The sequence below is a fragment of the Stutzerimonas stutzeri genome (assembly GCF_000952685.1).
Classification (GTDB): Bacteria; Pseudomonadota; Gammaproteobacteria; order Pseudomonadales; family Pseudomonadaceae; genus Stutzerimonas; species Stutzerimonas stutzeri_E.
The window spans coordinates 36,578-51,497 of the sequence record NZ_JYHV01000035.1 but is presented as its reverse complement, the minus strand read 5'-3'; the positions used below and the strand labels follow the sequence as shown (position 1 = coordinate 51,497).

Genomic DNA, 14,920 nt, shown 5'->3' with positions numbered 1-14,920 from the left:
CTGTCGCACCGCAGCGCAGACTTGCTCTGGCGCAAGCCTGCTTCAATGCAGCGGTACGTGGCGGCTCATCAGCGCACGCAAGGCCGCCGGCTTGACCGGTTTGGCCAGAAAATCCAGCCCCGTCGCGTGGATGGCGGCAATCAGCTCGGGCCGCCCGTCGGCGCTGATCACCACACCTGGCACCGGTTCACCGAGACGCGTGCGCAGCCAGGCCATCAGCTGCGAACCGGTTTCGCCATGGTCCAGGTGGTAGTCGACCAGCACCAGCTGCGGCCGCACGTCTTCGTTCAGCAGCGCCTCGCATTCGGCCCGGTTGCTGGCGGTCCAGACCTGGCAGCCCCAGCGCGACAGCAGACTGTGCATGCCGACCAGAATGCTGTCTTCGTTGTCGATGCACAGCACCTGGACGCCGGTTAGCGCGGTCTGTTGCGCTTCGCCGTTGCCGTTGCCGTTGCCGCTGCCACTGGCGTTGATCGGTCGGACCGCCTGACTGGCGATAGGCACCGTCACGCTGAACACGCTGCCCTTTCCTGGCCAGGAGCGAACCGACAGCGGATGGTTGAGTACCTGGCAGAAGCCGTCGGCGATCGCGAGACCCAGTCCAAGGCCTTTCTCGGCTCGGGTCTGATGGCTGTCCAGGCGTTTGAACTCCTCGAAGATCACCTGCAACTTGTCTTCGGCAATACCGGGGCCCCGGTCCCAGACCTCAAGGCGCAAGAAGGCACCCTGACGGCGCGCGCCCAGAACCACGCGGCCTTTGGCGTAGCGGAAGGCGTTGGTCAGGAAATTCTGCAGCACACGGCGCAGCAGGCGGATGTCGCTGTCGACGCGCAGCCGGCTGCCATGCACCTTGAAGTCGACGCCCTGTTCAGCGGCCAGCATGGTGAACTCGGTGCGCAGCGTGTCGAACAGGGTCTCCAACGGGAAGGGGCTGCGATCGGGAGTGATACGCCCGTTCTCCAGACGTGAAATGTCCAGCAGATCGGAGATCAGGTCCTCGGCCGAGCGCAGCGAACTGTCCAGATGACGGACCAGATCCCGCGCCTCGCTCGGCAGGGCGTCATGCTGGTGCGACAAGGCGGCGGAGAACAGCCTGGCGGCGTTCAACGGTTGCATCAGATCATGACTGACCGCCGCCAGAAAGCGCGTCTTCGACTGGTTGGCAGCCTCTGCGGTGCTCTTGGCTGCGGTCAATGCCTTGTTCAGCTTCGACAATTCCTGGGTCCGTTCGCTGACGCGCTGCTCCAGGCCTTCGTTGGCGTCCTTGAGGGCGCGTTCGGCCTCGCGGAAGGCGGTGATGTCGCTGAAGCTCATGACGAAGCCGCCACCAGGCATTGGGTTGCCGATCAATTCGACCACGCGACCGTTGGGGAGCGTCCGTTCGGAGGTGTGTGCACGACCCTGGCGCATCCAGTACAGCCGCTTGGCCACATGGGTGTCCGGATCACCAGGACCACAGAGGCCGCGCTCGGCGTTGTAGCGGATGATGTCGGCGATCGGTCGACCGATGTAGACCAACCCGTCCGGGTACTCGAACAGATCCAGATAGCGGTGGTTCCACGCCACCAGCTGCAGCGACTGATCGACCACGCTGATGCCCTGGGTGATGTTTTCGATCGCGCCCTGCAGCAATGCGCGGTTGAACTGCAGCACTTCGGATGCTTCGCCGACGATGCGCACCACGTCGTCGACCTGCATGTCACGACCTTCCAGGGCGGCCTTGACCACCGCACGGGTCGAAGAGGCGCCCAGGACACCGGCGAGCAGGCGCTCGGTGTGGGCAATCCATTGGCCGTCGGCTTGCTGCTTAGGCGAATAATCATGCCCGTGACGCCGGGCGAAGCGCTGGAAGCTGAGCGCCGCGCGCTCGGCGCCGACGAAGCGCGAGGCCAGCGACAGCAGATCCTCGACCTGCACGGCGAGCAGCCGGCGGGCGTTGGGTGTGGCGTGTATCTCCTGGCCGATGAAACGACTGGCTTGCCAATGCTCGGCGACGCGGGTTTGCGACAGGATCGAGACCCAGAAGAACAGCGTCGCGTTACCCACCAGCGACAGCGTCACGCCGAGCGTCAGCGCGCTGGTGTTGAACGGCAGTTCGGTGGTGTACATCCACTGCAGGCCGGGGAACATCTCCAGCGGCCAGCCGAGCAGCGGCAGGATCAGCGTATAGACCCAGATCAGCGCGCCAGCGGCGAGGCCGGCAAACACACCGCGCCGGTTGGCCTGCTTCCAGTACAGTGCGCCGACCATGGCCGGGGCCAACTGGGTCAGCGCGGCAAAGGCGATTTGGCCGATGGTCGCCAGGCTGGCGCTGGAGCCGAGCAGGCGGTAGCTCACATAAGCCAGCAGCAGGATGGCGACGATACTGATGCGGCGCACCGAGAGCATCCAGTGGCGGAACACCTCGAACGGTTGTTCGGCCTCCTTGCGGCGCAGCAGCCAGGGCAGCAGCATGTCGTTGGAGACCATGGTCGACAGGGCTACGCTGGCAACGATGACCATGCCGGTGGCCGCCGAGGCGCCGCCAATGAAGGCTAGCATCGCCAGGGCCGGATGGGCTTCGGCCAAGGGCAGGCTGATCACGAAAGAGTCGGGCGTGATACCGCTCGGCAGCAGCATCTGCCCGGCCAGTGCGATCGGGATGACGAATACGGCGGCCAGCACCAGATACAGTGGGAACACCCAGCGCGCCAGCCGGAAGTCGCGCGGCTCGATGTTCTCCACTACGGTCACGTGGAACTGCCGCGGCAGGCAGACAATAGCCATCAGCGCCACGGTGGTCTGCACCAGCATTGCGGGCCAGTTCACCGTTTCTTCCCAGTAGCCCTTCAGCTCCGTGGAAGCGTAGGCCTGGTTGAAAAGGTCGCCGAAGCCGTCATACAGGCCGAACGTGACGAAGACGCCCACCGCAATAAAGGCGAGCAGCTTGACCAGCGCCTCGAAGGCAATCGCCAGAACCATGCCGCGGTGATGCTCGGTGACATCCAGGTTGCGCGTGCCGAACAGCACGGTGAACAACGCAAGCACGATGGAGACGATCAGGGCAGTGTCCCGCGTGCCGGAGCCGGCGACCGCCTCGCCGTGATTGCCGATCAGCAGGTTCACGCCCAGCACGATGCCCTTGAGCTGCAGCGCGATGTAGGGCAACACGCCCACCAGACAGATCAAAGTGATGATCACCGCCAGCAACTGTGATTTGCCATAGCGGGCGGCAATGAAGTCAGCAATCGAGGTGATGTTCTCCTGCTTGCTGATCATGATGGTCTTCTGAATCACCTGGGGTGCCAGCATCATCAGCAGAATCGGCCCGAGGTAGATCGGCAGGAAGGACCAGAGCTGCTCGGCGGCCTGGCCGACGGAGCCGAAGAAGGTCCAGCTGGTGCAATAGACCGCCAGCGACAGGCTGTAGACCCAGGCGCGCGCACGCGGCGACATCGGCGCGCTGTTGCGATCGCCATAGAAGGCGATGGCAAACAGTACGGCCATATAAGCAAAGGCGACCAGCGCGATCAGCCCACCAGACAACGACATTAGAACTCCATGCGACAGATAAAATGCGGCTTCGGCTTTGGCCATTGCTGCGCAATGGCTGGGCGCGCCGGGCCAGGCAGCTCACATAGCCGGTACCGACTCATCGTGCCGTTGACGCCGACCGGAGTCAGCCGATGCGGTGCGACCGGGATACCGCACGGATGGCTGTTCAGGCTCGGTGGGTTTCCGATAATCCGATAACCAGCGGCTGGCTGCCGCCTATTGATAGATGAATCTGCAAAGTTTCGCAGTAAAAGAGCTGTGCGTGTTACGGCTGCGACCATGGTCGCATGAGGTGGGTCGTCGCGGCCGGTATCGGTGAAAATGCCGTGCTAGACAACCGGCTGGCGGAGCTGAGCGTTCATGCCGAATGGCGGATTCGCTGCCGATCGTATGAACGGTTGAGGTCAGGCTCGCTCGGATCGGCCATTAGCAGCAGGCGGGACAGGCGCCGGGCACTTCCCGCCTGTGCAACGATCACAACAGCGTCCGTGCCCCTATCAGGAGAATATTCGATGTTCACGCCGCGTCCGGTGACTTTGCACAGAGGCGCCTTGCGTCTGGAGCCACTTGCAGAAGCCGACATCCCGGCCTTGGTGGAGCTGGCCGAGCGCAACCGCGACGAGCTGATCTACCTCAGCGGGCCCCTGCGCCCGGACTGGTATCGCTTTGCGCTCAACGAGCAACGCGATGGTCGCGCGGTGGTTTTTACCTTGCGCATGGCTGATCGCATCGTCGGGACCACGCGCTTCGCCGATTTCAATCCCGCGCTACCGGCCGCTGAGCTCGGCTGGACCTGGTTGGACCAGGCCGAGCACGGCAGCGGCCTGAACAGCTCGATCAAGTATCTGTTGCTCAAGCACGCCTTTGAGGAATGGCAACTGGTGCGCCTGCAACTGAAGACAGCTGCCAGCAATCTGCGCTCGCAACGTGCCATCGAAAAACTCGGCGCCCAGCGCGAAGGACTGCTGCGCAATCATCGCCGCCTCGCGGACGGGCGGCTGGACGACACCGTCCTCTACAGCATCACCGACCGTGAGTGGCCGACGGTCAAAGACGCATTGGAGGCGCGAGCGAGCGCATGACTATCGGGCTGCACCGGGTGCGTGAGCGCGGCTCTGCGCGCAGCTGTAACGATTCGGGCGTCGGGGCGGTGCGGCTTCGACGAGCGCCGCCTCTGCACAGGCGGGCCCCGTCGCCGTCGGGGCCAACATAAGGTAATGTCTGTCGTTTTCACGGGCGGATCGTCCTCAGTCATCAGCTCGTCTTCATCTTCCCCTACGCTGCGACCGCAATGGCGGTGCGTAGCGTTTCATCGTTTGCGGTGCATAGCTAAGGAGCCCCGATGTCCCGCTTGCAGGAGTTCTTGCACGGTTGCCGCGATATCTTTCCACTGATCGTCGGTGCGATCCCGTTTGGCATCATCTTCGGCACGCTCTCGATCGGCGCCGGGCTGTCCACCTGGCAGACCATCGGCATGTCGGCGCTGGTGTTCGCCGGCTCCGCTCAATTCATTGCCGTCACTTTAATCACCGGCGGAGTTGGCGCCGCCGTGGTGTTGCTAACGACCTTCGTGGTCAACCTGCGCCACGCGCTCTACAGCGCGGCATTGCAACCGTTCGTGCGGCATCTTTCGAATCGCTGGCGGGTGCCGCTGGCCTTCTGGCTGACGGATGAGGCCTTCGCCGTCATCCAGCATCGCTATGCGCGCGATGACGCCTCGCCGTACAAACACTGGTTCTTCCTCGGGGCAGCATTGACCATGTACCTGAGCTGGCAGCTAGCGACACTGGCGGGCATCGCCTTCGGCCAGGCGGTACCGGACGTGGCCAGCTGGGGGCTGGATTTCGCCATGATCGCGACCTTCGTCGGCATCGCCGTGCCGATGATGCGCACCCGCCCGCAAGTGGCGTCGGCGCTGGTGGCCGGTGCCGTGGCATTGTTGACCTGGGGGTTGCCCTACAAGCTCGGCCTGATCGCCGCGGCGCTGGCTGGAATCGTCGTTGGCGTCTGGCTCGAACAGCGGGACGAGCGTCGGCGAGAGGAGGCGAACCCATGCAAACCTGGCTGCTGATTCTGGGCATGCTGGCGATCACCTTCGTGATTCGTTACAGCTTTTTTGCCTGGCCCGACTTGCGCTTTCCCCGGCTGGTGGAGCAGGGGTTGCATTACGTGCCGGTAGCCGTGCTGACCGCCATCGTGGTGCCGGGCATGCTGATGCCTGCCGGCGAATGGGCGCTGAACTGGAATAACGCCTATCTGCTCGCGGGCTTGCTGTCGATCGCGGTTGCGGCGCTCACGCGCAATCTGCTGGCAACCATTGCCGGCGGTTTGCTGTGCTTCTTCCTGTTGCGCTGGGGACTTGGGCAGTTGCCGTTGTGATCGGGCGCCCAGGTTGCCGTGCTGGCAGCGGCCTGATATTCCCTGGCGCCGTTCGCCATGCTCCAATCGATGACGTCTTTTCCACGGAACCGGATCGATGACCGCTCCACATTCGCAGTTCACCCTTTTCGGCAAGCGGCGTTTCCTGCCGTTCTTCCTGACTCAATTGTCGGGCGCCTTCAACGACAACCTGTTCAAGCAAGCGTTGATCCTGGCGATCCTTTACAAGATCGGCTCGAATGCCGATGCCAGTCTGCTGATCAATCTGTGCGCGCTGTTGTTCATCCTGCCGTTCTTTCTGTTCTCCGCGTTTGGCGGGCAGTTGGGCGAGAAATATCCCAAAGAGCGGCTGATCCGTGCGATCAAGGCCGGCGAGATCTTCATCATGCTTGCCGGTGGGGCGGGAATGTTGTTGGGCAACCTGCCACTGCTGCTGGCCGTGCTGTTCTGCATGGGCACCCAGTCGGCGCTGTTCGGTCCGGTCAAATATTCGGTACTGCCCAAGCTGCTCGAGGACCATGAGCTGGTCGGCGGCAACGCACTGGTGGAAATGGGCACCTTCCTGGCGATTCTCGCCGGGACCATCACTGCCGGAGTGATGATGGCCAGCGAGGGCTATGCCCAGCTGATTGCTGCCAGCGTGGTGCTGGTGGCCGTCGCCGGCTATGTCGCCAGCCGCGGAGTGCCCGCGACGGGCGCCTCGTTACCCTCCCTGCAGATGGACTGGAACCTGTTTCGCCAGACCGGTGCGATCTTGCGCATGGGGTTGGGGCAGCGCCTCTCGGTGTCGCGCTCGCTGATCGGTAACTCGTGGTTCTGGTTTCTCGGTGCGACCTACCTGACCCAGATTCCGGCTTATTCGAAAGATCTGCTGCATGGCGATGAAACCGTCGTCACGCTGATTCTGACCGTCTTTTCGGTGGGTATCGCCCTCGGCTCGCTGCTCTGCGAACGCCTCTCCGGGCACAAGGTGGAAATCGGGCTGGTTCCGTTCGGCTCCTTCGGCCTGACGCTGTTCGGCCTATTGTTGTGGTGGCATTCCGGTGGCTTCCCGCAGGGCGAGATGCCGCATGACTGGTTGGGATTGCTGGGGTTCGGTCAGGCCTGGTGGATCCTCGGGTCGGTGCTGGGGATTGGTGTGTTCGGTGGGTTCTACATCGTGCCGCTGTATGCCTTGATTCAGTCACGCACTGCCGAGCAGGAGCGGGCGCGGGTGGTTGCGGCGAACAATATTCTCAATGCGCTATTCATGGTCACGTCGGCCTTGGTGGCCATCCTGCTGCTGAGCGTCGCCGGGCTGTCGATTCCCCAGCTGTTCCTCGTCGTATCGCTGATGAACGTGGCCGTCGGCGCCTATATCTTCAGTATCGTGCCGGAATTCAGCATGCGCTTTCTGGTATGGCTGCTCGGTCACTCGATGTACCGGGTGCGTCAGCAGGGGCTCGACGCGATTCCCGAGGAAGGCCCGGCGGTGCTGGTCTGTAACCATGTGTCCTTCGTCGATGCACTGCTGATCGCCGGAGCCGTACGTCGGCCCGTGCGTTTCGTCATGTACTACCAGATCTTCCGTATCCCGGTGCTGAATTTCATCTTCCGTACCGCGGGTGCGGTGCCTATCGCGGCTCGGCACGAGGATGAAACCATCTACACCGAGGCCTTCGAGCGCATCAGCCAATACCTGCGCAATGGCGAACTGGTTTGCATCTTTCCGGAAGGCAAGCTCACCAGCGATGGCGAGATCAACGAGTTCAAGGCTGGGGTCGAGCGCATTCTCGAGGCGAATCCGGTGCCGGTGGTGCCCATGGCACTGCGCGGATTATGGGGAAGTTTTTTCAGTCGCGATCCGAACAAAGGCTTCTTCCGCCGGATCTGGTCGCGAATCGACCTGATCGCCAGCGCGCCTGTCGCTGCGAGCGAGGCCACTCGCCAGCAGCTACAGGCGCAGGTCAGTCTGCTGCGTGGCGATCGGCGCTGAATGCTGGTCGCCACGCTGCTTTTACTTGATCTCGATGCGCTCGAGTAGATAGGCCTTGGCCTGCGAATCGCCGATTCGCGCGGCCTCGTCGGCCAGTCGCAGCGCACGCTCGAGGTCCTTGCTGGCCAGCGCCGCATCGATTCCCTGGCGATAGTAGGCTTGAGTTTCCGGCAGCACCGCGGGGGCGGGTACGGAAGGCAGATCGTTACCCATTTCGCGACCGGTGCTATACGCGGGTACGTAGATGTTGGCCTGCTGCCCCGCGGCCTTGTCTTCGATCAGCACCATCTTGATCACACCGGTGGGTGAATGCTGCGCAACCGGGTCGGGCAGACTCGGCGGCTCGTTGCCCAGCGCCTTGGCATAGGCCTTGGCGGGGTGCTCCAGGGTGGTCTGGCCCGAGAGTTGGTCTTCGCTGGTGTAAAGCACCAGGTAATACTCGTTGCCGGGGTTATCCAGGTAAGTGCGATCGACACGCAGGCGCGCATCCAGGCTGTCGCCCTTCAGGCCGGCGGCGGGAGCATAGATGAAGTCGTCTGCGTCGAGGATGCGCGTGGGGCGCAAGCGGCTGTCGAGCAGCATGGCGCGGGGGGCCAGCACGGTCTTGCCGGCCTGGCTGTAGAGGCGAATCTCGAAAGACTTGCTGTCCTTGGGTAGGGCGAAGGCCCGGAAGAAGCTCTTGCCGCTGTCGAAGCGGTAGGCCGGGGCAGTGGCATCCAGCGTCACGTCACCGCTGAAGGTCACGGGAATCGGCTGGAACGGAAAGTCAGCGATCGCGTCGCAGCAGATCGATGCATCTGCCAATGCCTGACGCGCGCTGGTTACCGATTGCTCCAGCGGCGCGGGCGTATGCGCCAGGGCATCGACCCGACGCAGGGGATCACTGCCGCAGCCGGCGGTCAGCAGCACGGCGAGGCCAAGCAGGGGAAGTCTCAGATTGCTCATAAGGGCAACTCCAGTCGCCAATCGAAAAAGACCCCGACCAGCCACGGTCGGGGTAAAAACACCGCCGGAACGGTGGGAGCGGAAGTCGAGCAGTGCAGTCGACGGGCGCAGCGGAGGATTACCGCGCCACGCCGGTCTCAGGCGCTACCACCAGGCCTCGGCCTGCACGCCGAAGGTCAGGCCGTCGTCGTCGCCGGCGTCGATGGATTCGCTGGCAGCCTGGTAGCGGCCACCGTCCCACTGGGCGTAGGTGGCGAATACGCGAATCTGTGGGCGTGCCCAGAAGCTGCGACCGGCTGACCACTGCTGAGCAAGGGTGAGCTTCTTCAGATCGCGGCTGCGCTCGCCGTCGGCCTGCGGGTCGACGCGGTCGTAGCCGAACTCCAGCGCGGTGCTCATGGTGTCGGTCCACTTGTAGACCGGGCGCACGCCGAAGGAGAGCCATTTCTGGCCGGAATCGTTGTCGAAATCGCGATCTTCATAGATCTGCACGTACATCATCTCGATGTTGTCGGTGATGCCGACGACGCCCTGGTTGACCAGGCGGAGCATGTCCCCATCGCTGTTGCCGGTGCTGTTGCGACCGCTGCTGCCAATGATCCCGTCGGTGCCGTATTGCAGCGCCAGCTTGTTGTAGCCGCCGAACCAGTTGGCCTGGGTGTGTTCGAGGGTGACCAGGTGACCTTTCTGATCGGTGTAGCCCGGGTCGCTTTCCTGCTCGTCGGTGAGGTTGGCCTTCCCGTAGTCGTAGCCGATCTCGAGCTTTCCGTTGGGGTTGACGTCGATCTCGGCCAGACGGAAGTCGAGGGTATCGTTGGCGATGTTGGTCCCGGTACCCGAACCCTGGTAGGTCCAATCACCGTCGGTGTTGCGGATCCAGGCGATGCTGGCCTTGGCGAAGCCCAGGTCGATATCCTCGATGCCGGCGCCCGGACCGGATACGTCCCAGTAGTAGTAATCGTTGATGTGCACGTCGTGGCGCTTGTAGTAGCGCTTTCCCGCCCAGATGTCGGCGCCCGGTAGGCTCGCGATCAGGTTGTGGCCGACCACGTTGAACTGACGGATCGCGACGTCCCCGCCTTCATCGAAGGGGTTGTTGGCATCGCCATTGGTGTCGGTGCGGGTCGCTTCCCAGTCGTTAGCCTGGCGTGAGTTGTAGGCGATCATGCTGTCGACATAGAAGCTCTGTTCGCCTTCCTTCCAGACCTCCTGACCCAGGCCGATTTCGGCATAGGTTTCGCACTCGTTGCCGAGGCGATATTTGGCCGGTGCGCCCGCAGCCTGAAAGCAGGCCTGATCGCCGCCACCGGCGGTGGCGCCGACGCCGGAGCGCATATAGCCATGAAAATCCACCGCATGGCTCGGCATGGCCGCCATCAGGGCCGCGCAGAGCAGGGTGGGTTGCAGAAGACGTACGGATTGTTGCCGGTTCATCGCGAAAGTCCTTTGTTCTTTTTGTTGGTCTGGTACCGCCGGCGAAGGACTGCCAGCCGCAGCGCCAACATCGCCCCGGTCGTTTGCCGGATCGGGCTGGCGGTGAACGAAAGCCTGCGGATCGCCGACGTTCGCAGCATCCTCCCGACCGTTTTTTTTCGAGGCGGAGCGGCAGGGCGTAGCGGGGGAGGAGGGAGATGGGCATGCATCGCCGGGCGCACTACGCCTGGCCACTAAGCCCGGGAAAAAACCGGCAGGGAGGTATGGCAGGGCCGTCTGGGGCGGCAGTCTGGCCCGGTAGGTGGTGTCCGCAGCGCCATCTGCGCCCTGTCATCCGGGGAGCTCATTCCCGCAGTCGGGTGCTCACAACAATTACAAAAGTGGAGCCACTTCGATGAAACACGTTCTGTCTTCCGCCCGCCTTACCCTGGCGGTTTCTTCCCTGCTGCTGACCCTGGGCAGCCCTCAGGCGGCCGATATCGCGGGCAAGAGCCCGGCAGGGGTCCGTTACCACGGAGGCGATGAAATCATCCTCCAGGGTTTCCACTGGAATGTCGTCCGCGAATCGCCCAACAATTGGTACAACACCCTGCGCAGCATGGCGCCGACGATCGCTGCCGACGGCTTCAGCTCGATCTGGATGCCGGTGCCCTGGCGTGATTTTTCCAGCTGGAGCGACGGCGCCTCTTTCGGCGGTGGCGAAGGTTACTTCTGGCATGATTTCAACAAGAACGGCCGTTATGGCAGCGACGCCCAGCTCAAGCAGGCCGCCGCCGCACTCAATACCGCTCAGGTGAAAGTGTTGTATGACGTGGTGCCCAACCACATGAACCGGGGCTACCCGGACAAGGAAATCAATCTGCCGGCCGGCCAGGGCTTCTGGCGCAACGACTGCGCCGACCCGGGCAACTACCCCAACGATTGCGACGATGGCGATCGCTTCATTGGCGGCGATGCCGATCTAAACACCGCCAATCCGCAGGTCTACGGGATGTTTCGCGACGAGTTCGCCAACCTGCGCAGCCACTACGGTGCCGGCGGCTTTCGTTTCGATTTCGTCCGCGGTTACGCCGGTGAACGGGTTGATAGCTGGATGGGTGCCGCCCACGACAACGCCTTCTGCGTCGGTGAGTTGTGGAAGGCGCCGGCCGAGTATCCGAGTTGGGATTGGCGCAACACGGCCAGCTGGCAGCAGGTGATCAAGGACTGGTCCGATCGGGCCAAGTGTCCGGTGTTCGATTTCGCCCTCAAGGAACGCATGCAGAACGGCTCGATCGCCGATTGGAAGAACGGCTTGAATGGCAACCCGGACCCGCGCTGGCGCGAGGTGGCGGTCACCTTCGTCGACAACCACGACACCGGCTATTCGCCTGGGCAGAACGGTGGGCAACACCACTGGGCACTGCGCGATAACCTGGTGCGGCAAGCCTACGCCTATATTCTTTCCAGCCCCGGCACGCCAGTGGTGTATTGGTCACATATGTACGACTGGGGCTACGGCGATCTGATTCGTCAGTTGATTCAGATCCGCCGCTCCGCAGGTGTGCGGGCTGATTCGGCGATCGAGTTCCACAATGGTTATTCCGGCCTGGTGGCGACTGTTCACGGGACCGCGCAAACGCTGGTGATCGCGCTCGGATCTAACCTGGACAACCCCGCTCAGGTCAGCGCTGGTAGCTTCAACCAGGCGCTGAATCAGGACGACGGTCAGCTGCGTATCTGGACCACTGGCAATACCGGCGGCGACGATGGCGACACTGGAGGTGGCGAGGACGGCAACCTGGTCAGCGTCAATTTTCGCTGTGACAACGGTATCACCCAACCTGGCGACAGCGTGTATGCCGTCGGCAGCCTGACTCAGCTTGGTAGCTGGGCCCCGGCCAACGCGGTGCGACTGACCGATGTCAGCGATTATCCGACCTGGAAGGGCAGCATCGCTCTACCGGCCCAGCAGGCACTGGAATGGAAGTGCATCGTGCGCAGCGAAACCAATGCGACCGAGGTGAAGCGCTGGCAGCCGGGCAGCAACAACACGACCACGACCGCGGCGGGGGGCATCACTAGCGGCAGCTTCTGATCGGCAGGCCGTTGAGAAACCACCTGCGTCGCCGACGCTGCGTTGAAAACAAGCTCGGCTGCCTTGTCTAGATTTTCAACGGCCTGTTAGCTCACGCGTCAGGTTGCAGCCGACGGCCGGTTTTGCCCTGGCACTCGGCCGGGCTTTGTGGACAATGGCCTTCGGTAGTTTCCGTCGCGAACCAAAGGCCGATCACAGTGAACCTCGACAGCCGCATCAAGTTTCGTCATCTGTTGTGCTTCATCGAGGTATCCCGACAAGGCAGCCTGGCGCGTGCGGCCGAGGTCATGTCGGTCAGCCAGCCGGCAATCTCCAAGACGCTAAAAGAATTGGAAGAGCTGCTCGAGGCGAGCCTGTTCGACCGCAGCAAGCAGGGCGTGACCCTTACAGCGGCCGGGCAGGCTTTTTTGCGCTACGCGGGTCCGAGCGTGCAGGCGTTGCGCGAGGGCGTGCGCAGCCTGCGTGCCGGTGAGCATGAGGCCGGTGCGGTACGTCTGGGCGCGTTATCGACCGTGGAAAGCTCGCTGCTGCCGGACGTGGTGCGGCGCCTTCACGATCAGCACGCGGCGCTGGTGGTGAGCGTGATCACCGGCCCCAGCGCGTATCTGCTAGGCCAGCTGCGCGGCGGTGAGCTGGATCTGGTGGTCGGGCGCATGACCGATGCCCCGCAAATCGAGGGACTCAGCTTCGAGCATCTCTATAGCGAATCCATGACCCTGGTGGTTCGCCCGGGGCACGCGTTGCTCGACGGTGATCGCAGTCGTCTGGGCGAGTTTCCGGTGGTCCTGCCGCAGAGCGGCACCACCATTCGACGACATGCCGATGGCCTGTTCATCCAGCTCGGCATCAGCCCGCCGCCGCGGCGGCTCGAAACGCTATCCGTATCACTCAGCAGGCATTACGTGCGGGTCAGCGACGCGGTTTGGGTGGCGCCGCTCGATGCGGTGCGCGAAGACCTGTCGACGGGGCAGCTTCAGGAGCTGGATCTCGGCCTGAAGGAGCCGGGGGGCTCGGTCGGCATCTGCACCAACCCGACCTTGCCGGCCAGCTTGGCGATGCAATGGTGCCGTGAGGCACTGAGGGAGGCCGCGGCGGGTTTGCGCGCCCATCCATAACCGTACGGTTATGGATGAGGGCCAGCTTTTCAGTGTTCGGCTGCGGCAGCCTGCCGCACACTGAGGCTTGCCTGCTCGAAACGCCTTCCAATTCCAAGAAAAGGAGATAGCCATGTCCGATCTGGACACCAGCCTGTTCGTCGCGCGAGACCGCAACTGGCATCCCAAGGCGCTGACGCCCGACTACAAGACGTCGGTGGCGCGCTCCCCGCAACAGGCGCTGATCACCCTGGCTCCTTCGATTTCCGAGACCACCGGACCGGATTTCTCGCACCTGAAATTCGGCAAACACGACAACGACCTGCTGCTCAACTTCGATAACGGCGGGCTGCCGATCGGCGAGCGCATCATTGTCTCCGGGCGGATCATGGACCAATACGGCAAACCGATTCCGCACACCCTGGTGGAAATGTGGCAGGCCAACGCCGGTGGCCGCTACCGCCATAAGAACGACCGTTACATCGCCCCGCTGGATCCCAACTTCGGCGGCGTTGGTCGTGCGCTGAGCGACAGCGAAGGCAACTACGTCTTCCGCACCATCAAGCCGGGCCCTTATCCATGGCGCAATGGCCCGAACGAATGGCGCCCGGCGCATATCCATGTCTCCATCAGCGGCCCGTCGATCTCCACCCGGCTGATCACGCAGCTGTATTTCGAAGGCGACCCGCTGATTCCGCTGTGCCCGATCGTCAAGACCATCGGTGATCCGGAGGCAGTGCAGAGCCTGATCGCCAAGCTCGACATGGGCATGGCCAATCCGATGGACTGCCTGGCCTACCGCTTCGATATCGTGCTGCGTGGCCAGCGCAAAACCCATTTCGAAAACCGCTGAGAAGGAGACGATCATGCCCGTAGCACTTTTACCGGAAACCCCTTCCCAGACGGCCGGCCCCTACGTTCATATCGGGCTGGCGTTGGCTGCCGCCGGCAACCCGGTTCGCGAGCTGGAAATCTGGAACGAGATGGCTAAGCCGGACGCCTCCGGTGAGCACATTCTGCTGATCGGGCAGGTGTTCGACGGCATGGGCCAGCTGGTACGTGACTCGTTTCTGGAGTTCTGGCAGGCCGATCATGCTGGCGTGTACCACACCTGCTTCGACCCGACGCAATCGTTCAACAGCTTTGGCCGCACGGCGACGATGTTCGAGGACGGCCAGTGGACAGTGCACACGGTGAAACCCGGCCCGGTGATGGATCGAACCGGTGTAATGATGGCCCCGCATGTGGGCCTGTCCCTATTCGCCCGTGGGATCAACATTCATTTGCACACGCGCATTTACTTCGATGACGAAGCCGAAGCCAATGCAAAGGATCCGGTGCTCAATTCCATCGAATGGGTCCAGCGGCGCGAAACGCTGGTTGCCCGGCGCTGCGAAATCGATGGGAAGCTGGCCTACCGCTTCGACATCCGTCTGCAGGGCGAGGGGGAAACCGTTTTCTTTGACTTCTGATTCGCTGCCC

The 14,920-nt window shown here is 62.9% G+C and carries 11 protein-coding genes; 8 read left to right on the top strand and 3 right to left on the bottom strand.

The genetic code is table 11. The features are described from left to right. Nucleotides 1–42: 42 nt before the first annotated feature. Nucleotides 43–3,531, bottom strand: a complete 3,489-nt coding sequence (locus UF78_RS18465; RefSeq protein ID WP_045163687.1) for a hybrid sensor histidine kinase/response regulator — start codon at nt 3,529–3,531, stop codon at nt 43–45. Nucleotides 3,532–4,046: 515 nt separating this feature from the next. Here UF78_RS18465 and UF78_RS18460 point away from each other — a divergent pair. The 4 genes from UF78_RS18460 to UF78_RS18445 all read left to right on the top strand — a co-directional run bounded on the left by UF78_RS18460 (nt 4,047) and on the right by UF78_RS18445 (nt 7,888). Then, a complete protein-coding gene (locus UF78_RS18460) occupies nt 4,047–4,616 on the top strand; it encodes a GNAT family N-acetyltransferase (RefSeq protein ID WP_045163686.1) in 570 nt (189 codons plus the stop codon). Nucleotides 4,617–4,876: 260 nt separating this feature from the next. Further along, nucleotides 4,877–5,605: an AzlC family ABC transporter permease gene (locus UF78_RS18455; RefSeq protein ID WP_045163685.1), complete on the top strand. Its 729-nt coding sequence runs from the start codon at nt 4,877–4,879 to the stop codon at nt 5,603–5,605. Next, nucleotides 5,587–5,913 carry an AzlD domain-containing protein gene (locus UF78_RS18450; RefSeq protein WP_045163684.1) on the top strand — a complete coding sequence of 109 codons (327 nt, stop codon included), beginning with the start codon at nt 5,587–5,589 and terminating at the stop codon, nt 5,911–5,913. The genes UF78_RS18455 and UF78_RS18450 overlap by 19 nt, the downstream gene beginning before the upstream one ends. A gap of 97 nt (nt 5,914–6,010) precedes the next feature. Then, entirely contained in the window at nt 6,011–7,888 is a 1,878-nt protein-coding gene (locus UF78_RS18445; protein ID WP_045163683.1) for an MFS transporter, read from the top strand. A gap of 21 nt (nt 7,889–7,909) precedes the next feature. On the opposite strand, the gene UF78_RS18440 is transcribed toward UF78_RS18445, so the two are convergent. Both UF78_RS18440 and UF78_RS18435 read right to left on the bottom strand, forming a co-directional pair. Further along, nucleotides 7,910–8,833, bottom strand: a complete 924-nt coding sequence (locus UF78_RS18440) for a MalM family protein (protein WP_045163682.1) — start codon at nt 8,831–8,833, stop codon at nt 7,910–7,912. Between the two features lie 144 nt (nt 8,834–8,977). Next, the gene (locus UF78_RS18435) at nt 8,978–10,267 is read right to left on the bottom strand and encodes a maltoporin (protein ID WP_045163681.1); all 1,290 of its coding nucleotides are present in this window, start codon (nt 10,265–10,267) and stop codon (nt 8,978–8,980) included. A 394-nt stretch (nt 10,268–10,661) separates the two neighbouring features. Between UF78_RS18435 and UF78_RS18430 the strand changes: the two genes are divergently transcribed. From UF78_RS18430 to pcaG, 4 genes are all read left to right on the top strand, one after another. Further along, the gene (locus UF78_RS18430; RefSeq protein WP_045163680.1) at nt 10,662–12,344 is read left to right on the top strand and encodes a glucan 1,4-alpha-maltotetraohydrolase domain-containing protein; all 1,683 of its coding nucleotides are present in this window, start codon (nt 10,662–10,664) and stop codon (nt 12,342–12,344) included. Between the two features lie 197 nt (nt 12,345–12,541). Further along, complete coding sequence (pcaQ, locus tag UF78_RS18425; protein ID WP_045163679.1) at nt 12,542–13,459, top strand: pca operon transcription factor PcaQ; 918 nt, start codon at nt 12,542–12,544, stop codon at nt 13,457–13,459. A 112-nt stretch (nt 13,460–13,571) separates the two neighbouring features. Further along, nucleotides 13,572–14,291 carry a protocatechuate 3,4-dioxygenase subunit beta gene (pcaH, locus tag UF78_RS18420; RefSeq protein WP_045163678.1) on the top strand — a complete coding sequence of 240 codons (720 nt, stop codon included), beginning with the start codon at nt 13,572–13,574 and terminating at the stop codon, nt 14,289–14,291. Between the two features lie 13 nt (nt 14,292–14,304). Continuing rightward, complete coding sequence (pcaG, locus tag UF78_RS18415; RefSeq protein WP_045163677.1) at nt 14,305–14,910, top strand: protocatechuate 3,4-dioxygenase subunit alpha; 606 nt, start codon at nt 14,305–14,307, stop codon at nt 14,908–14,910. Nucleotides 14,911–14,920 lie beyond the last annotated feature (10 nt).